At 69.1% G+C, this 21,068-nt stretch carries 18 protein-coding genes; 12 read left to right on the top strand and 6 right to left on the bottom strand.

The genetic code is table 11. From position 1 onward, the window contains the following. Window positions 1-49 precede the first annotated feature (49 nt). Entirely contained in the window at window positions 50-1,141 is a 1,092-nt protein-coding gene (locus V6M51_RS14410; protein ID WP_332768223.1) for an amino acid ABC transporter substrate-binding protein, read from the top strand. 9 nt (window positions 1,142-1,150) lie between these two features. Here the strand turns inward: V6M51_RS14410 and sseA are convergent, their stop codons facing one another. Genes sseA through V6M51_RS14395 form a run of 3 tightly spaced genes read right to left on the bottom strand, consistent with a single transcriptional unit; the run spans window position 1,151 to window position 4,289 of the window. After that, the gene (gene sseA / locus V6M51_RS14405) at window positions 1,151-1,990 is read right to left on the bottom strand and encodes a 3-mercaptopyruvate sulfurtransferase (RefSeq protein ID WP_332768222.1); all 840 of its coding nucleotides are present in this window, start codon (window positions 1,988-1,990) and stop codon (window positions 1,151-1,153) included. Beyond that, window positions 1,990-2,988 (bottom strand): cysteine synthase A, encoded by a 999-nt coding sequence (locus V6M51_RS14400; protein WP_332768220.1) that lies wholly within the window; start codon window positions 2,986-2,988, stop codon window positions 1,990-1,992. Before V6M51_RS14400 ends, sseA begins: the two co-directional genes overlap by 1 nt. Window positions 2,989-3,032: 44 nt before the next feature. Then, window positions 3,033-4,289, bottom strand: coding sequence for a cyclopropane-fatty-acyl-phospholipid synthase family protein (locus V6M51_RS14395; protein ID WP_332768218.1), 1,257 nt, complete (start codon window positions 4,287-4,289; stop codon window positions 3,033-3,035). Between the two features lie 184 nt (window positions 4,290-4,473). Here V6M51_RS14395 and kdsA point away from each other — a divergent pair, with 184 nt between their 5' ends. The 5 genes from kdsA to V6M51_RS14370 all read left to right on the top strand — a co-directional run bounded on the left by kdsA (window position 4,474) and on the right by V6M51_RS14370 (window position 10,002). After that, window positions 4,474-5,334, top strand: a complete 861-nt coding sequence (gene kdsA, locus V6M51_RS14390; protein WP_332768217.1) for a 3-deoxy-8-phosphooctulonate synthase — start codon at window positions 4,474-4,476, stop codon at window positions 5,332-5,334. Between the two features lie 6 nt (window positions 5,335-5,340). Then, the gene (gene rfaE2, locus V6M51_RS14385) at window positions 5,341-6,795 is read left to right on the top strand and encodes a D-glycero-beta-D-manno-heptose 1-phosphate adenylyltransferase (RefSeq protein ID WP_332768215.1); all 1,455 of its coding nucleotides are present in this window, start codon (window positions 5,341-5,343) and stop codon (window positions 6,793-6,795) included. Next, entirely contained in the window at window positions 6,792-7,790 is a 999-nt protein-coding gene (gene rfaD / locus V6M51_RS14380; RefSeq protein ID WP_332768213.1) for an ADP-glyceromanno-heptose 6-epimerase, read from the top strand. The genes rfaE2 and rfaD overlap by 4 nt, the downstream gene beginning before the upstream one ends. Window positions 7,791-7,811: 21 nt before the next feature. Then, window positions 7,812-8,942, top strand: coding sequence for a DUF3089 domain-containing protein (locus V6M51_RS14375; RefSeq protein WP_332768212.1), 1,131 nt, complete (start codon window positions 7,812-7,814; stop codon window positions 8,940-8,942). Window positions 8,943-9,006: 64 nt separating this feature from the next. After that, window positions 9,007-10,002, top strand: coding sequence for an NADP-dependent oxidoreductase (locus V6M51_RS14370; protein WP_332768211.1), 996 nt, complete (start codon window positions 9,007-9,009; stop codon window positions 10,000-10,002). 142 nt (window positions 10,003-10,144) lie between these two features. On the opposite strand, the gene recG is transcribed toward V6M51_RS14370, so the two are convergent. Further along, window positions 10,145-12,220 (bottom strand): ATP-dependent DNA helicase RecG, encoded by a 2,076-nt coding sequence (gene recG / locus V6M51_RS14365; protein WP_332768354.1) that lies wholly within the window; start codon window positions 12,218-12,220, stop codon window positions 10,145-10,147. A 183-nt stretch (window positions 12,221-12,403) separates the two neighbouring features. Between recG and V6M51_RS14360 the strand changes: the two genes are divergently transcribed. The 4 genes from V6M51_RS14360 (at window position 12,404) to V6M51_RS14345 (ending at window position 17,132) form a co-directional block, all read left to right on the top strand. Continuing rightward, window positions 12,404-12,883: a hypothetical protein gene (locus V6M51_RS14360; RefSeq protein ID WP_332768209.1), complete on the top strand. Its 480-nt coding sequence runs from the start codon at window positions 12,404-12,406 to the stop codon at window positions 12,881-12,883. A 50-nt stretch (window positions 12,884-12,933) separates the two neighbouring features. Then, window positions 12,934-13,224 (top strand): FAD assembly factor SdhE, encoded by a 291-nt coding sequence (locus tag V6M51_RS14355; RefSeq protein WP_332768207.1) that lies wholly within the window; start codon window positions 12,934-12,936, stop codon window positions 13,222-13,224. Next, window positions 13,214-16,705 (top strand): transcription-repair coupling factor, encoded by a 3,492-nt coding sequence (gene mfd, locus V6M51_RS14350; RefSeq protein ID WP_332768205.1) that lies wholly within the window; start codon window positions 13,214-13,216, stop codon window positions 16,703-16,705. The genes V6M51_RS14355 and mfd overlap by 11 nt, the downstream gene beginning before the upstream one ends. An 85-nt stretch (window positions 16,706-16,790) precedes the next feature. Then, window positions 16,791-17,132: a hypothetical protein gene (locus V6M51_RS14345; protein ID WP_332768203.1), complete on the top strand. Its 342-nt coding sequence runs from the start codon at window positions 16,791-16,793 to the stop codon at window positions 17,130-17,132. On the opposite strand, the gene V6M51_RS14340 is transcribed toward V6M51_RS14345, so the two are convergent. Then, window positions 17,129-17,641, bottom strand: a complete 513-nt coding sequence (locus V6M51_RS14340; RefSeq protein ID WP_332768201.1) for a hypothetical protein — start codon at window positions 17,639-17,641, stop codon at window positions 17,129-17,131. The genes V6M51_RS14345 and V6M51_RS14340 overlap by 4 nt on opposite strands. Further along, entirely contained in the window at window positions 17,641-18,969 is a 1,329-nt protein-coding gene (locus V6M51_RS14335; RefSeq protein ID WP_332768199.1) for a diguanylate cyclase domain-containing protein, read from the bottom strand. The genes V6M51_RS14340 and V6M51_RS14335 overlap by 1 nt, the downstream gene beginning before the upstream one ends. Before the next feature lie 131 nt (window positions 18,970-19,100). Between V6M51_RS14335 and V6M51_RS14330 the strand changes: the two genes are divergently transcribed. Both V6M51_RS14330 and V6M51_RS14325 read left to right on the top strand, forming a co-directional pair. Then, the gene (locus V6M51_RS14330) at window positions 19,101-19,877 is read left to right on the top strand and encodes an SDR family NAD(P)-dependent oxidoreductase (protein WP_332768197.1); all 777 of its coding nucleotides are present in this window, start codon (window positions 19,101-19,103) and stop codon (window positions 19,875-19,877) included. A gap of 57 nt (window positions 19,878-19,934) precedes the next feature. Then, the gene (locus V6M51_RS14325; protein WP_332768195.1) at window positions 19,935-21,065 is read left to right on the top strand and encodes a CaiB/BaiF CoA transferase family protein; all 1,131 of its coding nucleotides are present in this window, start codon (window positions 19,935-19,937) and stop codon (window positions 21,063-21,065) included. The last annotated feature ends 3 nt before the right edge of the window (window positions 21,066-21,068 follow it).

Raw genomic sequence — 21,068 nt, 5'->3', positions numbered from 1 at the left:
CAGCCCTGCACTTAGAGCCTCCGCGGGCTTGGCAATCAAGGAGCGCGGCATGTGGAAGCGCCTCGCGGCGGCGGTCGGGTCGATGTTTGTCCTCGTGGGATGCGGCGAGGGGGGCGAGCCCGCCCCCACGCCAGTCGCGCCGGCGGCCAAGGCGCCTGGGCCGGCCTACAAGACCAAACCCAGCCCGACCCTGGCGGCGATCAAGGCGCGAGGCCACCTCAACTGCGGCGTCCATCCCGGGCTCGCCGGGTTCGCGTTCCGGGACGACCGGGGGACCTGGCGCGGGTTCGACGTCGACATCTGCCGGGCGGTGGCCGCCGCGACCCTCGGCGACGCCAAGGCGGTGCGCTATTCGGCCATCAGCGCCCAGGATCGGTTCTCGGCGCTGCAGGCCGGCCAGATCGACATCCTGTCGCGCAACACTTCCTGGACCTTCGCCCGCGATGTCGGCCTGGGCTTGGATTTCCCGGTCATCACCTATTATGACGGCCAGGGCTTCATGGTCCCTAAGGCGCTCTTACTCTCCAGCGCCGACGAGTTGAACGGCGCGCGGATCTGCGTCCAGGCGGGCACAGCCAGCGAGGCCAATCTCGCCGACTATTTCCGGGCGCGGGGGCTGAAATACACGCCCGTCGTGGTGGCGTCCGAGGCCGACGCCCGCAACGCCTACCAGGCCGAGAAATGCGACGCCTTCACCGCCGACGTGGCGGCGCTGGCCTCCGCGAGATCGGTGATGAACAGCCCAGGCGCCCATGTGATCCTGCCGACGGTGATCTCCAAGGAACCGCTAGGCCCCGTGGTGCGGCAGGACGATCCGGTCTGGACCGACATCGTTCGCTGGACGGTCTACGCCCTGGTGCTGGCCGAGGAGTATGGGCTCGATTCCAAGACGGCGCCCGAGGCGCTGAAGACATCGACCGACGTGAGGGTCCGCCGGCTGCTGGGGGCGCAGGACGCCTTCGGCCCGATGCTGGGGCTCTCCGAGGACTGGGCCTACCGGGCCATCGTCCAGGTTGGCGCCTATGACGAGGTATTCGCACGCAATGTCGGTCCGGACTCGGCCCTGCGCCTGGAGCGTGGCCACAACGCCTTGTGGAACGCCGCCCCGCCCGGTCTGCTCTATGCGCCGCCTGTTCGCTAAGCGGGGCGGCTAGGGACCGGTGACGATCGGCGCGCCTGCCAGGGCGCCCCATTCGGACCACGAGCCGTCATAGACCGCCGTGCGATCCTGTCCGAGCCGCGCCAGGGCCAGCGCCAGGACCGAGGCGGTGACGCCAGAGCCGCAGGTGGTGACGATCGGCTTGGTCAGATCGACGCCGGCGGCCTCGAAGATGGCGGTCAGCTCCTGCGCCGGGCGCAGGGTCCCGTCGGCGGCGATGACCCGGTCGAAGGGCACATTGGCCGCGCCGGGCATGTGGCCCGACTTCAGCCCGGGGCGAGGTTCGGGGGCGTCGCCGAGGAAACGCGCCGCGCCCCGCGCGTCGACCAGCCGGGCCTCGCCTGACGCGAGCAGGCCGTGGACCTCATCGGCGCTGCGGACCAGATCGGCGTCGAAGGCCGGCGTGACCTGGGCGGCGCGCGGATGGACCTCGCCGGATTCCACCGGCCGCGCCTCGGAAAGCCACTTCTTCAGGCCGCCGTCCAGGACGAAAACCCGGGTGAAGCCCATGGCTCTCAAGGTCCACCAGACGCGGGCGGCGGCGCGGATGCCGAGGCTGTCATAGATGACGGTGTCGACCTCGCGCGACAGGCCGAGCGCGCTGACGGCCTGGGCGAAGGCTTCCGGCGTCGGCAACATGTGCGGCAGGTCGGTCGTGAGGTCGGCGATGGCGTCGATGTCGAAGAACACCGCGCCTGGAATGTGGACCCGCAGGTATTCCTCATGGCCCGAGCGGGCCTCGGCCGGCATGAACCAGCTGCCGTCGACGACGCGCAGGTCGGGGGAGCCCAGCCGCTGGGACAGCCATTCCGTGGAGACGACGGGATCCATCACAGCCATCCCGGGATCGGCAGGCCGCGTTCCGCCAGGAACGTGGGATTGAAGATCTTGCTCTGGTAGCGCGAACCCTGGTCGCAGAGCACGGTCACGATGGTGTGGCCGGGGCCCAGGTCCTTGGCCATCCGGATGGCGCCGGCGACATTGATGCCGGTGGAGCCGCCCATCACCAGGCCCTCGTGCTCGACCAGGTCGTAGATGACGTTCAGCATCTCGTGATCGTCGATGCGATAGGGGCGGTCGATGGTCAGTCCCTCCAGGTTGGCGGTGATCCGGCCCTGGCCGATACCTTCGCTGATCGAGGTTCCTTCAGACTTCAACACGCCGTCCGCATACCAGCTATAGAGGGACGCGCCGTACGGATCGGCCAGTCCGATCGCGACATCGGGCTTGCGCGCGCGCAGGGCTTCGGCGACGCCGGCCAAGGTGCCCCCCGAACCGACGGCGCAGATGAAGGCGTCCACCTCGCCGTTGGTCTGCGCCCAGATCTCCGGGCCCGTGGTCTCCACATGGGCCAGGCGGTTGGCGACATTGTCGAACTGGTTGGCCCAGATCGCGCCGTTCGGCTCCTTGGCGTCGAGCGCCTCGGCCAAGCGTCCCGAATAGCGGACATAGTTATCAGGATTGGAATAGGGGACGGCGTCCACCTCGACCAGCTCGGCGCCCAGCAAGCGGATGGCGTCCTTCTTCTCCTGGCTCTGGGTGCGGGGGATGACGATGGTGGTCCTGTAGCCCAGCGCCGCGCCGACCATGGCCAATCCGATCCCGGTATTGCCCGCCGTGCCCTCGACGATGCGGCCGCCGGGACGCAGCTGGCCCCGGCGCTCGGCGTCGCGCACGATATAGAGCGCCGCGCGGTCCTTGACCGATGCGCCAGGGTTCATGAACTCGGCCTTGCCGAGGATTTCGCAGCCCGTGGCCTCGCTCGCGCGGCGCAGACGGATCAGGGGCGTGTTTCCGATGGCGTCCACGACGCTGGGGGCGACAGTCATGGACCGCTACTTAGGCGCCAAACGCGCGTCCGAACAGGGGTCGCTCAAGCTTTGGCGAGGCCAAGCTGCACGACATTGGTGCGGCCGGTGCGGAATCCGGCCTCGCAATAGCTGAGATAGAACCGCCAAAGCCGGCGGAACCGCTCGTCGAAGCCCAGCTGGGAGATGTCGATCCAGGCGCGGTCGAAGCGCTCGCACCAGGCGGCCAGGGTGTCGGCGTAGTCCTGGCCGAAGCGGGTGACGCCCGTCCAGGCCAGACCCGCGCGATCGGTCTGCAGCCTCAGCTGCTCTTCCGACGGCAGCATGCCGCCCGGAAAGATGTATTTCTGGATGAAGTCGGCGCGGCGCCGATAGCTCTCGAAGATCTCGTCGCGGATGGTGATGATCTGCAGGCCGGCGCGACCGCCCGGCGCCAGGACGTCGCGGATTTTGCCGAAATAGGTCGGCCAGTAGCGTTCGCCGACCGCCTCGAACATCTCGATGGAGGCCACCCGGTCGAAGGTTCCTTCCACGTCGCGATAGTCGACCATGCGGATCTCGGTCCTGTCGTTCAGGCCCTGTTCGAACATCCGCCGCCGGGCGAACTCGTACTGCTCGGTGGAGATGGTAATCCCGGTGACCTTGGCGCCGATCTCCTTGGCCGCGAACTCGGCGAACCCGCCCCAGCCGCAGCCGATCTCCAGGACGTGGTGCCCGGCCCGCAGGTCCATCGCCAGGGCCAGTTCCCGGTATTTGTGGGTCTGGGCCTGCTCGAGGGACTGGCCCGTGTGCTCATAGCGGGCCGAGGAATAGGTCATGGTGGGGTCCAGCCACCGGGAATAGAAGGCGTTGCCCAGGTCGTAGTGGGCGTGGATGTTCTTCCGCGACCCCTTGCGGGTGTTGGAATTGAGCGTGTGGCCGAGGAAGTTGGCGAACCGGAGGACCGGATTGCCGATGAAGACCCGCGTCAGGCGGTCGAAGTTGAGGCTCACGGCCGACAGCACGGCCGCCAGGTCCGGGGTCTCCCATTCGCCGGCCATATAGCCCTCGGCGAAGCCGATGTCGCCCGCCGCCAGCACCCGGCGCATGAAGCGGAAGTCCTGCACGACGATGCGCGCATCGACCCCAGGTTCGGAGCCTTTCAGCCGCAGCTCGCGGCCGGAAGGCATCACGAAGGTCAGGTCGCCGATCTGCCAGCCGCGGGCCATCAGGCGTGCGGCGAAGCGGAATGCGGCGGGCGCGCCAGCGAGTTCCGGCAGGCGGCCGAAGGCGCGCGGAGAGGCGGCGATCGCCGCCAAATTCGGTTGATGCGCCAAGCTCATGGTCGCAACCCTCGATTTCGGGACCAGCTTAACACCGCTTTTTTCCGGCAGGCGAGTCTCGGCCGGCCGCGCGGCGCTACGCTGTGTCCACGCTGTAGGATTCATGTGGGGTCGTTTTCGCGCTTGTGAAGCGGCGGGGGTCGCGCCACTTAACGGGCTACGCCAGCAGCCGGACCCGACGCCCGTGACCCAACCCAACGCCGTTATCGAGATCGCCACGCCCACCGGCGCAGCCGTGCGGATCGGCAATCGCGAGCGGCTGACGATCATCGCCGGGCCCTGCCAGCTCGAAAGCCGCCAGCACGCGCTGGAGACTGCGTCCCAGCTCAAGGAGATCGCCGCTCGGCTGGGGATCGGGCTGATCTACAAGACCTCCTTCGACAAGGCCAACCGCACGTCGGTCGCGACCGAGCGGGGCCTTGGTTTGGGCCAGGCCCTGCCGATCTTCGCGGAGATCCGCGACGTGACGGGACTCCCGGTCCTCACCGACGTGCATGAGATCGACCATTGCGCGCCGGCTGGCGAGGTCGTCGACGTCCTGCAGATTCCGGCCTTCCTCTCGCGTCAGACCGATCTGCTGCTCGCCGCCGGACGGACGGGCAAGGTCGTGAACGTCAAGAAGGGGCAGTTTCTAGCGCCCTGGGACATGAAGAACGTGATCGAGAAGGTGCTGAGCACTGGAAATCCCAATGTCATGGCCTGCGAACGCGGCGCGAGCTTCGGCTACAACACCCTGGTCAGCGATATGCGCGCCTTGCCGATCCTGGCCGAGATCGGCTGCCCGGTGGTCTTCGACGCCACCCATTCGGTGCAACAGCCGGGCGGGCAGGGAACGACCTCCGGCGGCCAGCGGGAGTTCGTGCCGGTCCTGGCCCGCGCGGCGGTGGCGGTCGGCGTGGCGGCGGTGTTCATGGAGACCCACGAGGATCCCGACAACGCGCCTTCCGATGGGCCGAACATGGTGCGGCTCGACCAGTTCGAAGCCCTGGTGGGCGAGCTGCTAGAGTACGACGCGCTCACCAAGCGCCGCGCACAGGCGGCCTGAGGCGGCATGGACCTTTCGGCCCTCCAGCAGATTCTCGCCGCCCTGCGGGGCGCGCGCATCGCCTGCGTCGGCGACCTGATGGTCGACCGCTTCGTCTATGGCGAGGTGACCCGGGTCTCGCCCGAGGCGCCGATCCCGGTCCTGGCGCGGCGGCGCGAGCTGGTCATGCTGGGCGCCGCCGGCAACGTGGCCCGCAACGCCGCGGCCCTGGGCGGCGATGTGCGGCTGATCGGGCTGATCGGCGGCGACGCCGAGGGCCACGAGGCGCTGCGCCTGATCGAGGCCGAGCCGGGGGTCGAGGGCTTCGTCGTCACCGACGCCGCGCGGCCCACCACATTGAAGACCCGCTTCGTGTCCGGCGGCCAACAATTGCTGCGGGTCGACATGGAGGCCAGCGGTCCTGCCGTAGGAGACGTCGAACAGCGGCTGCTGCGCACGATCCGCGATGTGGCCAAGGATGTCGGCGTGGTGCTGATCTCCGACTATGGCAAGGGCGTGGTCACCGACGCGGTCATCACCGCCGCCAAGGCGTCCGGCGCGGTGATGGTCGTGGATTCCAAGGCCCGCAGCTTCGCCCGCTATGGCGAGGTCGACATCGTCAAACCGAACGCCGCCGAACTCGCCCACGCCACCGACATGCCGACCTCGACCAATGACGAGATCGCCGCGGCCCTGACCCATGCCCTCTCGCTCTGCCAGGCCAAGGCGATCCTGGTGACCCGCTCGGCCAAGGGTATCTCCCTGGCGGTGCGCGGCGAGGCCGTGCGCCACTTCCCGGGCGTCCCACGCGAGGTGTTCGACGCCTCTGGCGCCGGGGACACCACCCTGGCCGCGCTGGGCCTGGCCATCGCCGCCAAGGTGCCGATCGAGGACGCCATCCAGTTCGCCATGCTGGCCTCCGGCGTGGCGGTGGGGAAGGCGGGGACGGCGGTCGTCACCCCTGAGGAGCTGATCGAGGCCTCGCTCACCGCCCACATGGCTCCGGCCGAGGCCAAGATCGTCACGCCCCAGCGCATGGTCGACGAGATCGCCCGCTGGCGCGCCAAGGGGCTGAAGGTGGGCTTCACCAACGGTTGCTTCGACATCCTGCATCGCGGCCACGTGGCCTATCTGGGCCAGGCCCGGGCCTGGTGCGACAGGCTGATCGTCGGGGTCAATTCCGACCGCTCGGTCAAGGCGTTGAAGGGCGAAGGCCGGCCAGTGAACGAGCTGGAAAGCCGCGCCATGGTGCTGGCGGGCCTGGGCGGGGTCGACCTGGTGGCCCCCTTCGACGAGGACACGCCGATCGCCCTGATCGAGGCCGCGCGGCCCGATGTGCTGATCAAGGGCGCGGACTACTCGGAGGACGAGGTGGTGGGCGGCGCCTTCGTGAAGTCGTATGGCGGCGAGGTACGGCTGGCCGAGATCGTCGAGGGCTACTCGACCACCGAGGCCATCAGTCGGATGAAGGAGAAGGCATGACCCGCAAGATCATCTTCGTCACCGGCGGCGCGGGCTTCATCGGCTCCAACATCGTGGCCAAGCTGGCCGAGGATCCCAGCCTGGACGTGGTGGTCTGCGACTGGCTGCACGAGGCCGAGCTCGGCAAATGGCGCAACATCGCCAAGCATCCCATCGGCGACTTCGTGGCGCCGGAAGACATGTTCGAGTGGCTGGAGAAGCGCTGGCGCGACGTCGAGTTGGTGATCCACATGGGCGCGGTCTCGTCCACGACCGAGCCGGACGCCGACAAGATCGTCCACTCCAACTTCACCCTCAGCCGCGACCTGTTCCGCTGGTGCGCCGACCGCCAGAGGCGGTTCATCTACGCCTCGTCCGCGGCGACCTATGGCGACGCGTCCGAGTTCGACGACAAGGACGATTTCGAGTCCCTGAGCGCCCTGCGTCCGCTCAACACCTATGGCTGGTCCAAGGCCCTGTTCGACATCTTCGCCGCGCGCCAGGCCACCCGCGACTACGCCCCGCCGCAATGGGTCGGCCTGAAGTTCTTCAATGTCTACGGACCGAACGAGGAACATAAGCACTCGATGAAATCGGTGGCCTCGCAGATCTGGCCGAAGGTCCGCGACGGCCATGCGGTGCAGCTCTTCAAGTCCTATCGCGAGGGCGTGCCCGATGGGGGCCAGACGCGTGACTTCGTCTATGTCCGCGACGTCGCCGACGTGGTGGCCTGGCTGGGGAACAGCGAGCAGGTGAACGGGATCTACAATCTGGGTTCGGGCCACGCCCGGACCTTCGAGGACATGGCCAAGGCGGTGTTCGCCGCCGCCGGCCGCACGCCGCAGATCGAATATACGCCGATGCCGCCGGCGATCCGCGACAAGTACCAGTACTTCACCCAAGCCAAGATGGAGCGCCTGCGGGCCGCCGGCTACAACCAGCCGATGACGGCCCTGGAGGACGGGGTCGGCGAGTACGTGACCCGCTATCTCTCCCAGCCCGACCCTTACCGGTAGGCGGGAGGCGGGATAAGGCGCATGGCGGCTCGTCCCAGGGGCTTCAAGCGGCTGGTCTTCGCCGGCGTCGTGCTGTTCGTCGCGGTGATCGCCGCGGCCGCCTTCATCTGGCGCGACGACATCCTGCGCACGCGCCTCGATCCCAAGGAGCCCTTCCAGACCTACGACCCGCCGCCGGCGCCGGACTATCGGCGGCGCGCCGCCTGGGCCCTGATGCCCGGCGAGCCCTGGTCGCCTGACGCCTCCGACCCACCCGCTGATGTATTTTTCGTCGGCCCCACCACCTTCGACGGCGGAGACCACTGGAATGCGCCCATCGACGACGGCCAGGCCGATCGGCTGTTCCGCCAGGTGATGGCGCCCAACTATGCCGGCCCCTTCGTCCGCGTCGGGCGGATCTTCGCGCCACGCTATCGCCAGGCCAGCCTCTATACGCTGATGACCCTGCGCGACGACGCCAAGGAGGCGCGCCGCTTCGCCTATGGCGACGTGGCCGCGGCCTTCCGCCAATACCTGGCCACCTATAACCACGGCCGCCCCTTCGTGGTGGTCGGGGTGGAGCAGGGGGGCACGCTCGCTTCGCGCCTGCTGGCCGAAGAGGTCGCCGCCCGGCCTGAGGTCATGGCCAGGCTCGCCGGCGCCTATCTGATCGACACCGTGGTTCCCGCCGACGCCCCGCCGATCCCGCCGTGCCTGGCGCCGCGTCAGCCAGGCTGCCTGGCGGCCTGGGCCCAGGCCTTCGAGAACGAGCCGGAGCGGGCTCAGATGATCCTCGATCGGTCGCTGATCTGGTCCGAAGGCCAGCTCGAGAACCTGCACGGCCGCACCCCGCTCTGCTTCAATCCTCTGCTGGGCGCGGTCAGCACCTCCGAAGCGACGTCCAAGCTGAACCAGGGCGCGGCCAACGCCACGGGCCTGGAATGGGGCGCGCGGCCGGCCTTCCTCAGCCGCCAGGTCTCGGCCCGCTGCCAGGCGGGCGTGCTGCGGGTCTCGCGGCCGAAATCGACCTCGCTGAAGCCCTCCGGCTCCTGGACCGACCAGCGCAAGGCGCCAGCCTACAACCTGTTCTACGCCGACCTGGAGACCGACGCCCTGGGGCGGGTCCAGGCCCTGCTGGCCCATCACGCCCTTCCCAAGCCCAGGATCGATTGACCGGGCTCCCCCAGGGGGCTCATCGTCGCCTGGCGCGCCGCAAGAGCGCGATGGGAGATGCGCCATGGCCAACCGACAGATCGTTCTCGAGCAACTCCCCCAGGGCAAGCTGATGCCCGAGCATTTCCGCCTGGTCGAGGGCGAGCGGCCGACCCCCGGCGACGGCGAGGTCCTGCTGCGCACCCGCTACATCTCCCTGGACGCCGCCAATCGCGCCTGGATGCAGGGCGCCACCTACCGCGCGGCCCTGGCGGCCGGCGACGTCATGGCCGGCGGCGCCGTGGCCGAGGTGGTGGAGAGCAGGTCCCCGAACCTCGCCCCAGGCGACATGGTGTTCGCCGACACCGGCTGGCAGGAATACGCGGCCCTGCCGGGAGGACGGCTCCAGAAGCTGCCGGACTTCAAGCCGGTCACCCATCTGATCAGCGTCTATGGGGTGGCGGGGCTGACCGCCTATTTCGGCCTGCTGGAATGCGGCAAGCCCCAGCCTGGCGAGACCGTGGTGGTCTCGGCGGCCGCCGGTTCGGTGGGCTCCCTGGTCGGCCAGATCGCCAAGATCAAGGGCTGCAAGGTGGTTGGGATCGCGGGCGGCTCGGAGAAATGCGCCTGGCTGACCGAGGAGCTCGGCTTCGACGCCGCGGTTGACTACAAGGCCGGCGACGTCCGCCGCGCCGTCCGGGCGGCCTGTCCCGACGGGATCGACGTCTATTTCGACAATGTGGGTGGCGACATCTTCGAGGCCTGCCTGTTCAACATGAAGAACTTTGGCCGCATCGCCTGCTGCGGCGCCGTCTCGCAGTATGACGGAACCGCGCCGCCGCACGGGCCGCGCGGCGTGCCCGGCCTGATCGTCACCAAGCGCCTCACCCTGCGCGGCTTCATTGTCTCGGACTTCGACGACAAGCGCGACCAGGCCCTGGCCGAGCTGAAGTCCTGGGTCGAGAGCGGGAAGCTGAAGGTGCTGGAGGACGTGATCGAGGGCCTGGAGAACGCGCCTGTCGCCCTGGTCGGCCTGCTGGCCGGCGAGAACCGCGGCAAGCGGATGGTGAAGGTCAGCTGAGCCTCTTTTCCCTCCCCTTTATGGGGAGGGACGGTGGCGAATCCGCCAGGGTGGGGAAGTCCGGCAAACTCATCGAAGCTCCAGAAAGCCCCACCCTCGACCGCTGCGCGGTCTGCCCTCCCCATAAAGGGGAGGGAAAAGGCTATCCCGCGTCCTTCAAGGGCGATCCGGCCCGCCAGTCGAACAGCTCCTGCAGGATGCGCAGCGCCTTGCCGCGCTCGCTGGTGAGGTCCGGGTCCCGCGCCACGATCATCCGCGCGTCGTCGCCGGCCGCGGCGATCAGGTCGCGATGGGCGAAGGGATCGGCGAACACATAGGCCGGGAAGCCCGACTGGCGCAGGCCCAGGGCGTCGCCGCCGCCCCGCAGCTCCAGGTCCGTCTCGGCGATGAGGAATCCGTCGTCGGTCTTGCGCAGGATATCGAGCCGCCTCTGGGCGGTCTCCGACAGCGGCGGGTCATAGAGCAGGACGCAGGCGCTCTCCCGCCGCCCCCGTCCGACCCGGCCGCGCAGCTGGTGGAGCTGGGCCAGGCCGAAGCGCTCGGCCTGTTCGATGACCATGATGGTGGCGTTGGGCACGTTGACCCCGACCTCGACCACCGTGGTCGCCACCAGCAGGCTGATCGTGCCGTCGGCGAAGTCACTCATGACGGCGTCCTTCTCCGGCCCGGTCATCTTGCCGTGCACCAGGCCGACGCCGGGGCCGATCTTCTGGCGCAGCTCCTTGGCGCGCTGCTCGGCAGCCTTGAGGTCGATCAGCTCAGACTCCGACACCATCGGGCAGATCCAGAAGGCCTGGGCGCCGCCGGCGATGGCGTCGCGCAGGCGGGCTTCCACCTCCTCGACCCGGCCCATGGGCACGGCCCGGGTGGCCACGGGGGTCCGGCCCGGCGGCTTCTCGTCGATGCGCGAGACATCGAGGTCGCCATAGACCGTCAGCTCCAGGGTGCGCGGGATCGGGGTGGCCGACATGGCCAGCAGATGGACGGCGTCGCCCTTGGCCTGCAGGCGCTGGCGCTCGGCGACGCCGAAGCGGTGCTGCTCGTCGACCACGGCCAGCTGCAGCCGCTGGAATGTGACCTCGTCCTGGAACAAGGCATGGGTGCCGACCGCCACCTGGACCGCGCCGCTGGCGAGCGCCCGCAGCTTGTCGGCTCGCGCCAGCCCCTTGTCGCGGCCGGTCAGCAGGACTGCGGTGATCCCGTGATCCGAGAGCGGACCGGAAAGGGTCTCGAAGTGCTGGCGGGCGAGGATCTCGGTGGGCGCCATCAGGGCGCTCTGGCCGCCACTTGCGGCGACATCGGCCATGGCGAGCATGGCCACCACGGTCTTGCCGGAACCGACATCGCCCTGGATCAGCCGGCTCATCCGCTCGCCGGCGGCCAGGTCGGCGCGGATCTCGGCCAGCGAGCGTTCCTGGGCTCCGGTCAGGGCGAAGGGCAGGTCGGCGCGGACCTTTTGCGCGAGGCCCGAGGCCGTGATCGGGGAGGCCGGCTCGGATCGGCGCTCGGCCTTGCGCTGGGCCATGGCCAACTGGTGGGCCAGCAATTCGTCATAGGCCAGCCGCCGGGCGTGCGGGGTCAGAGGCGCCAGGTCGGCCTCGCTGGTCGGCGCATGGGCGAGGGCCAGCGCCTCGCGCCAGGACGGAAACTTCTCGCGGGCCAGCCAGGCGGGGTCCTGCCATTCCGGCAGGTTGGGCGCCCGCTCCAGGGCTTCCAGGGCGAACTTGCGCACGGTGCGGGGCGGCAGGCCCGCTGTGGCGGGATAGACCGCCTCGAACAGCGGAATCTCGCCGGCCTTCTCGGGGGGCAGGATGTAGTCCGGATGGGCGATCTGCAGGTTGAGGCCGAAGCGCTCGACCTTTCCGCTGACCACCCGTTTCGAACCCAGGGGATGCTTGACCTGGAGCTGACCACCGAAGCTGCCGAAGAACACAAGGGTGAGCACGCCGGTCCCGTCATAGGTCTCGATCCGCCACGGTTGCTGCGGCGCTCGGGGCGGCTTGTAGGCGTCGATCTGCACCTCGAAGATCTGCACCGCGCCCTCAACCGCCGTATTGGCGGTGGCGTGGGTGCGGCGGATCACCGAATGGGGCCGCAGATAAAGCACGTCGCGGACCACGGGTCCGGCCAGCTTCTCCAGCAACGGGGCCACGCGCGCGCCCACGCCCTTCAGCGAGGTCACGGGGGCGTAGAGCGGGAACAGAATCTCGGGCCGCATGGCGCCAGCATAGCGCGACCATGGACAGGCCTGTGCGCCCATGATGACCTCCATACAGAAAATGGGGGGAATCAGATGCGCTCGATCGTGCTCGCCACGCTTGCGGCCGTTTGTCTGTCCGGCTGCGGCGGACCTTCTACGAAAACCGATGAAACGGCCGCGGGGCCTGTCGCGCCCCCTGCCGTGCCGGCCGATCCGTCGTTCACCGGCTTCAAGCACGACCAGAAGCAGGATCTGTTCGGCTACTACTATCCGACCGCCGAGGTGAAGGTCGGGAACTACAGGCTCGACCACCTGCATATCGGCGGCCCCGTGGGATTCGGCGACTGGGTGGCCGGGCGGCGAACGAAGACCTACGGCCCGGTGATGCTGGAATTCCAGGACGTCACCAGCCCCGCGCGGACCAACGCGCTCGGCAACACCAGCTATTCGGTCAAGCTGCGCGTGCTGCCGACAGCCTACGCCCTGAACGACGAGGCGGTGCGGTTCGTCGGGACCGATTCCAAGCTGGGCGAAGTCCGCCTCGACGCCAAGATCGACCAGGCCGCCCTGAAGACGGCCCAGGCGCGCGGCAAAGACGCGCCGCCGGTGATCACGGGGGCGCTGCAGGTGGGCGACACGCCGTTCAAGACGGTGACCTTCACCTGGAAGGGCGGCGACTGAAGGAACGCCCTGGCGCCTGCGCGCGGGGAGGCCTATATCCGCCGCTCTCCATGACGAGCGAAGAAACCCGGCTGAAAAAGCTGAAGTACCGGGCCTGGCACCGTGGCTTCAGGGAAGCGGACCTCATTCTGGGGCCGTTCGCGGAGAACCATGTCTCAAGTCTGAGCCCCACCGAGCTCGACCTCTTCGAGGCGCTGCTGGATCAACCGGACCACGATATCTACCAGTGGATCGTGGGGCAGGCGCCGACGCCGCCTGAGTTCGACCATCAGGTCATGAACCGGATCAAGCTGTTCCGGTATGAAGCTCATGAGGCCAGGGGCGACGACCATGGCGGCTGACGGCTCGCGCGCGCCGACCGCGGCCGACCATCGGCGCATCGCCCAGGACCCCGGACGCCTCGACCTGGTCGGCGCGCCCGAGGGCTTCGACGCCCTGGTCATGGCCGACATCGTCAAGGCGCGCGGCGGACTTACGGTCTTCGTGGCCCGCGACGGTTCGCGGCTCTCGGCCTTTGTCGACGCCTTCAACTTCTTCGCGCCGCAGGTCGAGGTGATGCAGTTCCCGTCGTGGGATTGCCTGCCCTATGACCGGATCGGGCCCTCGCCGGGGGTGGCGGCGCAGCGAATGACCACGCTCGGCCGGCTGGCCCATGGGGTGGATGGCAAGAATCCGACCCTACTAGTCACCACGGTTCCGGCGCTGTTGCAGCGCGTACCGCCCAAGGAAGCCGTGGAGGGCGCGGCCTTTTCGGCCCGCACCGGCCATGTGGTGGAGATCGCCGCCCTGGAGCGCTATTTCGCGGTTAACGGCTACCAGCGCGCCTCCACTGTCTCCGAACGCGGCGAGTTCGCCATCCGCGGCGGGGTGATCGACGTCTACCCGCCCGGCGCCGAGGAGCCGGTGCGGCTGGATCTGTTCGGCGACACGCTGGAATCCATCCGCGCCTTCGATCCCGAGACCCAGCGCTCGACCAAGCAGCTCAAGGAGGTCTCCCTCCTGCCGGTCAGCGAAGTCTTGTTGGACAAGGAGGGCATCACCCGATTCCGGCGGGGTTATGTGGAGGCGTTCGGCGCCCCCGGCGGCGATCCCCTGTACGAGACGGTCAGCGGCGGCGGCCGTCGCGCCGGCATGGAGCACTGGCTACCGCTGTTCTATCCGAGCATGGCGACCTTGCTGGACTACCTGCCGGCCGACGCCCTGATCGCGACCGACCATCTGGCCAATGAGAGTCGCGACGAGCGGCTGGCGATGATCGCCGACGCCTACGACGCCCGCGCCCAGGCCGACCGCAAGGTGCACTACCATCCGCTGGAGCCGGACCAGCTCTACATGTCCCGCGAGGAGTGGCGCGAACGGTTGGCCCGCCGCGCCACCCGCCGCTTCTCGGCCTTCCAGGAGGCCGAGGGCGACACCGTCGTCGACATGGGCGCGCGCCAGGGCCGCAGCTTCATCGCCGAACGCCAGCGCGACAGCGTCAACCTGTTCGAGGCCACGGCCGACCATGCCCGGGCGCTGGCGTCCCAGGGCAAGCGGGTGCTGTTCGCCTCCTGGTCCGACGGCTCGTCCGATCGCCTGGGCGCCATGCTGTCCGACCATGGGCTCAAGCACATCTCTCTGGCGCCCTATTGGGACGCCGCCAGGGCCGCCGATCCCAAGCTCCCGCAGCGGGTGGTCCTGCCGTTGGAGACAGGTTTCGAGACCGAGACCCTGGCGGTTATCTCCGAGACCGACATCCTGGGCGATCGCCTGGCGCGTCCGCGCCGCCGCCGCCGGGCGGCCAACTTCCTGGCCGAGGCCAGCGCCCTGACCCAGGGCGACCTGGTCGTCCATATCGACCACGGCATCGGACGGTATGAGGGTCTGAAGACCCTCGACGTCCAGGGCGCGCCGCACGACTGCCTTGAGCTGCACTACGGGGGCGAGGCCAAGCTCTATCTGCCGGTCGAGAACATCGACCTCCTGACCCGCTACGGTTCGGACGGGGAGGGCGTGCAGCTCGACCGGCTGGGCGGGGCGGCCTGGCAGGCGCGCAAGGCGCGGGCCAAGGAACGCCTGCGCGACATGGCCATGGGCCTGATCGGTATCGCCGCCGAGCGCGCCACCAAGACGACGGACCCGGTCGTGCCGCCGCACGGTGTGTTCGACGAGTTCTGCGCCCGCTTCCCCTACGAAGAGACCGAGGACCAGCTCAACGCCATCGGCGACGTCCTGGAGGACCTGGGCGCGGGCAAACCGATGGACCGGCTGATCTGCGGCGACGTGGGCTTCGGCAAGACCGAGGTGGCCCTGCGCGCCGCCTTCGTGGTGGCCATGAGCGGCCAGCAGGTGGCCGTGGTGGCGCCGACCACGCTGCTCGCCCGCCAGCACTTCAAGACCTTCTCGGACCGGTTCCAGGGCTGGCCGATCAAGGTCCGCCGGCTCTCGCGCCTGGTGCCCGCCAAGGAGGCCGCCGAGACCCGCGAGGCGCTCAAGAACGGCGAGGTCGAGATCATCATCGGCACCCATGCGGTGCTCTCCAAGCAGGTCGGGTTCAAGAACCTCGGCCTGGTTATCGTCGACGAGGAGCAGCACTTCGGGGTGAAGCACAAGGAGAAGCTCAAGGAGCTTCGCACCGACGTGCACATGCTGACCCTGACGGCGACACCGATCCCCCGCACCCTGCAGATGTCGCTGTCGGGTATCCGCGAGATGTCGATCATCGCCACGCCGCCGGTCGACCGACTGGCCGTGCGGACCTACATCACCCCCTTCGACCCCGTGGTCATCCGCGAGGCCCTGCTGCGTGAGAAGTATCGCGGCGGCCAAGCCTATTACGTGGCCCCGCGGATCAGCGACCTGCCGGAGCTGGAGCGGTTCCTGCGTGAGCAGACCCCGGAGGTCCGCTTCGTGGTCGGTCACGGCCAGATGGCCCCGACCCAACTGGAAGACGTGATGAGCGCCTTCTACGAGGGCCAGTACGACGTGCTGCTCTCGACCACGATCGTGGAGAGCGGGCTGGATATCCCCACCGCCAACACCATGATCATCCACCGCGCCGACATGTTCGGCCTGGCCCAGATGTACCAGCTGCGCGGCCGGGTCGGCCGGGCCAAGGCGCGGGCCTACGCCTATCTGACAACGCCTTCGGAAAAGCCGATCACCCTCTCGGCGGAGCGACGGCTGAAGGTGTTGCAGTCCCTGGACAGCCTCGGCGCGGGCTTCCAGCTCGCCAGCCACGACCTGGACCAGCGCGGCGGCGGCAATCTGCTGGGCGAGGAGCAGTCGGGCCACATCCGCGAGATCGGGGTCGAGCTCTATCAGCAGATGCTGGAAGACGCGGTCAACGAGCTGAAGGCCCTGGCCGGCAAGGGCGACGGCGCCACCGATCGTGGCTGGTCGCCGCAGATCAACACCGGGGCGGCCGTCTTGATCCCCGAGGAATATGTGCCGGACCTCAATGTCCGCCTGTCGCTCTACCGCCGTTTGTCGGATGCCGAGAAGTCCGGCGACCGCGAAGCGCTGGCCGCCGAGATGATCGACCGCTTCGGACCCCTGCCTCCCGAGGCCGGCCAACTGCTCAAGGTCGTGGCCATCAAGGGCCTGTGCCGCGAGGCCAATGTCGCCAAGATCGACGTCGGGCCGAAGGGCGCGGTCGTCACCTTCCGCGGCGACGCGTTCAAGAACCCCATGGGCCTGGTGGGCTTCATCCAGAAGAACCAGGTGGCCTGGCGCATCCGCCCCGACCACAAGGTGGTGGTGAAGGGCGAATGGGAGACCCCCGAGCAGCGCCTGGGCGCCGCCGAGCGCGTGCTGAGCGAACTGGCCAGGCTGGCGGCCTGAGCCGCCTTGCCGTCCCGGTCGGGTCCTCTAGGTTGAGCGGGCGTGAGGGGACTTCGAAATGAGGACACTTGGCTTTCTGGCGGCGGTGGCCGCGTTCCTGGCCGTCGGACCGGTCCAGGCGCAGGATGCGGAGACGCGCAGGGACCTGCGCTGCATCGCCTCGATCGCGGCGGTCGCGGGCAGCGCCAAGGACGCTGCCGCTGCGAACTCCGCAATTATGGGCTTCCTCTACTATCTCGGCCGGGCGGAGGGTCGGGAACGCGACCTCAATCTCGAAAACGCCCTCCGCCGGGAGGTCGTTCTGATGAAGCCCTCCGACATTCGGGCCGAGGCGCTGCGCTGCGGCGAGCAACTCAAGTCGAAGGGGGTTCAGCTCCAGGCCATCGGCCGCAGCATGCAGGCCGTGGAAACGCCGCCCGAGAGCTAGGGGGGCGGACCAAGAGTCCCGCCCAGCAGCCGGCGCGCCCGGATCCACATCTCCAGGCGCTGGGTGCAGACCAGGCCGGCGGCGAACAGCAGGAAGACGTCGGCGATCTCGACCGGCGTGACGCGCAGTTCGCCGGCGTGTCCCAGGGCGTAGTCGCGGAACGAGAAGCGCAGCAGGAAGATCCCGGCGATCAGGGCCATGCCGAGGGGCGAAGCCTTGCTGGTGAGCGCGTGGGTCTCGGGATCGATCTTGATTTCCGTGGTCCGTCCGCGCCACCAGCCCATCCCCGCGCCCATACCCAGGACGAAGGTCTCGGCGACCAGCACCGGCAGCCGCGGCGGTGGCTGAACCGCGAACGTCAGCACGACGGCCAGCAGGATCAGGGCCGGGGTGATCCACATGCGCTCGATGCGTAGAACACGGGTGCGTACGCCGCGCAGGAGGATGACCACGATGGCGATGAGTGGAACCAGATAGGCCCAGGCGCCCTGGGCGCCCTCGGGGCTCATCACACCGCCTGCTGATGCGCGCGGGCGGCGGCCTCTTCCAGAGCCTTGCCGGCGCCCTCGGCGCCGCCGACCTCGGCCACGCCGATGTCGAACTCGATGACGAAGGGCGGCTTGCCGTCGCCCGCTTCGAAGGCCGTACAGCCGATCACCGCGGCGATCCGCTCGCCGGCCGCCCGGGCCGAGGCCTGGGGCGTGGCGGGCAAGGCCAGCGCGAAGACCTCCGGGCTCAGCCGCGCGGCGGTGTCCTCCACCCGCACTAGCCGGCCGATCATCGAGCCGATCTGGGGGATGGCGCGGTCCAGCCAGCCGCCGGCGCGCGCGGCGCTGATGTCCTGCTTCTCGGCCACCTTCAGCACGCAGACGGACAGCGGCCGATTGCGCAGGCGCGCCGCCTGGGCGAGGCGGCCCAGGTGGTGGGCGAAGAGATCGCGGGTGAAGAGCCCGGTCGCCGCATCCATCAGGCCCGAGGAACGCGCCTTTTCCAGCGCCTTGCGGACCGCGGTCTGCCGACGATAGCTGCGGGCCAGCTCGATCACCCGCTTGGCGGTCTCGGTCTCCGGCGTCTCTGGCGAGGCCACGTCGGAGACGCCCCGATGATAGGCCTCCGACATGGTCACATAGCTCTCCTGGCGCATATAGAGCAGGGCGGGCGTGTGATAGAGGCGGGTGTTACGGCGCATGCCGGCGGCGATGGAGAGCGCCTCCTGGCTGTTGTCGCCGGCCCACAGCACCACGGCGTCGAAGGACCGTTCGTGCAGGTAGTCGAAGGCCGTGTAAGCGGTGAAGGCCCCCACCACCTCGGCGCCCGACCGGGCCAGCGCATTGGAGAGCGCCAGGAATTGCGGGGCCGGCTCGCCGATGGCCAGCACCTGGAAGGGGTTGGCGTCGGGCTCGGGCAGGTCCAGCCAGCCGCCGCGATCGGCGAAGCTGGCGCGGCGCAGTTCGAACTCCTCCTCGGCCACGGCCGTGCGGACCAGGGTTTCCAGGCGCAGAACGGCCTGGGCCGGATGGATCGGCGGGGCCAGGGTCAGGTCGAAATCGTAGCTCTCCAGCTCGGGCTCGGGATCGCCGATGGCGACGACCGGAAGACGGCGCGGGGCGCAGGCGGCCTTCAGGCGCCGGGCCATGGTCAAGGCTTCATGGCCGCCGCTGGCCAGGTCGATGATGGCGGCTTCGATATTCAGGTCGCCAAGCGCCGCGAGCGCCGCATAGGGGCCGCGCGCCGTGACCGTGCGCCAGCCCAGCCGGTCGAGGCCCTCGGCGAGCGGACCCGCCAGGGCGTCATCGCGCGCGACAATCAGGACCCGCGCCTGGACGCTTGCCGCCATTCCTAGAACCCTTGACGCAACCCCCTCCGATGTTCACGCCCGGGTTGGACGGGAATCGAAGCGCCTGCCGACTATACAGACGGCGCGCGCAGACGACAGCGCGGCCGCGTCGCAGAGTGAAGGAGACGGTGATGGAACAGGTGTTGGCAGGGCGGATCGCGGTAATCACAGGTGCGTCGGGCGGGCTCGGGGCGCATTTCGCGAGGGTGCTGGCGAAGAACGGCGCAGCCGTGGCCCTGGCGGCGCGGCGGCTGGACATGGTCGAGGCCCTGGCCGGCGAGATCGCAGGCGATGGCGGCCGCGCCATGGCGCTGCGGCTGGACGTCGCCGACGCCCAGTCCATCGGTCCCGCCTTCGACGAGATCGAGACGGCGCTGGGACCCATCTCCATCCTGGTCAATAACGCCGGGGTCGGCGGGGAGGGGCTGGCGCTCGACCTCTCGGTGGAGGAATGGGACCGGACCTTTGACGTCAATGTGCGCGGCGTGTTCTTCGCCGCCCAGCAGGCCGCCAAGCGCATGCTGGCCTCGGGCGTGGCCGAGGCCGGGACCGCCAGGATCGTCAACATCGCCTCCATCGCCAGCCACACGGTGCTGCCGGGGCTCTCGGCCTACAACGCCTCCAAGGCCGCCGTGGCCATGCTGACCCGCGGCCTGGCGCGGGAATGGTCGCGGCGCGGGATCGCGGTCAACGCCATCGCGCCCGGCTATATCGAGACCGATATCAACGCCGACTGGTGGGCCACCGAAGGCGGCCAGAAGCAGCTCAAGGGCTTCCCGCGCCGCCGGCTGATGGAGGCGACCGATCTCGACGCCTCGCTGCTGATGCTCTGCGGACCGGCGGCTCGGGCCATCGCCGGGACCCTGATCACCATCGACGACGGCCAGTCCCTGCCCGGCGGCGGCTGACGGTTGGCTGACGGGGCGTCAGCGAGGCAGGATGACCGGAATCTAGGGAGAGTTTCCATGCGCCAGGGACCGCTGAGCGGCCTGAAGGTCGTCGAATTCGCCGGGATCGGACCGGGGCCGTTCTGCGGCATGCTGTTGTCGGACCTGGGCGCGGACGTGGTGCGGATCGACCGCAAGGGTCCCGGCCGTTCCTCGCCGGCCGACATCACCGCCCGCGGACGGCGCTCGGTGGCGCTCGACCTCAAGAACCCCGCCGCCATCGAGACCTGCCTGAAGCTGATGGAAGGCGCCGACGCGGTGTTCGAGGGCTTCCGGCCGGGCGTCATGGAGCGGCTGGGCCTGGGCCCGGAGGTGGCCATGGCGCGCAATCCCAAGCTGGTCTACGGCCGGATGACCGGCTGGGGCCAGTTCGGGCCCTACGCCAACGCCGCCGGGCACGACATGAACTACATCGCCATCACCGGCGCCCTGCACGCGATCGGGACCAAGGAAAAGCCAATCCCCCCCTTGAACCTGGTGGGCGACTTCGGGGGCGGGGCGCTCTATCTGGCCTTCGGCCTGCTGGCCGGGGTGATCCACGCGCGGGCGAGCGGCCAGGGCCAGGTGATCGACTGCGCCATGAGCGACGGCGCGGCCTCGCTGATGGCCATGTTCTACGGCTTCAAGGCCAGTGGGATGTGGAAGGAGGAGCGGCGCGCCAACCTGCTCGACGGCGGCGCCCATTTCTACGACACCTACCAGTGCTCGGACGGCAAATGGATTTCGATCGGCTCGATCGAACCGCAGTTCTACGCCCTGCTGCTGGAGAAGACCGGGATCAACGATCCGGAGTTCGCCAAGCAGATGGATCGCGGGAGCTGGGACGGCCTGCGCGAGAAGCTCGCCCACGTCATCGCCCAGAAGACCCAGGACGAATGGTCCGAGATCATGGGCGCCAGCGACGTCTGCTTCGCCCCAGTGCTTGATCTCGATGAGGCGCCCAGGCATCCGCACAACGTGGCGCGCCAGACCTTCGTCCAGGTCGAGGGCGTCACCCAGCCCGCGCCCGCGCCTCGCTTCTCGGCCACGCCCGGCGCCATCCAGGGGCCGCCGCCCGGCATCGGGGCCCACGACCGCGAAGCCCTGAGCGACTGGGGCTTCTCGGGCGCCGATATCGAGGCCCTCAAGGCCGCTGGCGCTTTGGCCTGAGCA

It is taken from the genome of Phenylobacterium sp. (genome assembly GCF_036677185.1).
In the GTDB taxonomy this organism is placed as follows: Bacteria; Pseudomonadota; Alphaproteobacteria; order Caulobacterales; family Caulobacteraceae; genus Phenylobacterium.
This window is presented reverse-complemented; position numbering and strand designations above follow the sequence as displayed.

Coding starts and splice junctions, on each gene's coding strand:
- V6M51_RS14410 (WP_332768223.1), top strand. CDS start 50: ATGTGGAAGCGCCTCGCGGCGGCGGTCGGGTCGATGTTTGTCCTCGTG.
- sseA (WP_332768222.1), bottom strand. CDS start 1,990: ATGGATCCCGTCGTCTCCACGGAATGGCTGTCCCAGCGGCTGGGCTCC.
- V6M51_RS14400 (WP_332768220.1), bottom strand. CDS start 2,988: ATGACTGTCGCCCCCAGCGTCGTGGACGCCATCGGAAACACGCCCCTG.
- V6M51_RS14395 (WP_332768218.1), bottom strand. CDS start 4,289: ATGAGCTTGGCGCATCAACCGAATTTGGCGGCGATCGCCGCCTCTCCG.
- rfaE2 (WP_332768215.1), top strand. CDS start 5,341: ATGGACCTTTCGGCCCTCCAGCAGATTCTCGCCGCCCTGCGGGGCGCG.
- rfaD (WP_332768213.1), top strand. CDS start 6,792: ATGACCCGCAAGATCATCTTCGTCACCGGCGGCGCGGGCTTCATCGGC.
- V6M51_RS14375 (WP_332768212.1), top strand. CDS start 7,812: ATGGCGGCTCGTCCCAGGGGCTTCAAGCGGCTGGTCTTCGCCGGCGTC.
- V6M51_RS14370 (WP_332768211.1), top strand. CDS start 9,007: ATGGCCAACCGACAGATCGTTCTCGAGCAACTCCCCCAGGGCAAGCTG.
- recG (WP_332768354.1), bottom strand. CDS start 12,220: ATGCGGCCCGAGATTCTGTTCCCGCTCTACGCCCCCGTGACCTCGCTG.
- V6M51_RS14355 (WP_332768207.1), top strand. CDS start 12,934: ATGACGAGCGAAGAAACCCGGCTGAAAAAGCTGAAGTACCGGGCCTGG.
- mfd (WP_332768205.1), top strand. CDS start 13,214: ATGGCGGCTGACGGCTCGCGCGCGCCGACCGCGGCCGACCATCGGCGC.
- V6M51_RS14340 (WP_332768201.1), bottom strand. CDS start 17,641: ATGAGCCCCGAGGGCGCCCAGGGCGCCTGGGCCTATCTGGTTCCACTC.
- V6M51_RS14335 (WP_332768199.1), bottom strand. CDS start 18,969: ATGGCGGCAAGCGTCCAGGCGCGGGTCCTGATTGTCGCGCGCGATGAC.
- V6M51_RS14330 (WP_332768197.1), top strand. CDS start 19,101: ATGGAACAGGTGTTGGCAGGGCGGATCGCGGTAATCACAGGTGCGTCG.
- V6M51_RS14325 (WP_332768195.1), top strand. CDS start 19,935: ATGCGCCAGGGACCGCTGAGCGGCCTGAAGGTCGTCGAATTCGCCGGG.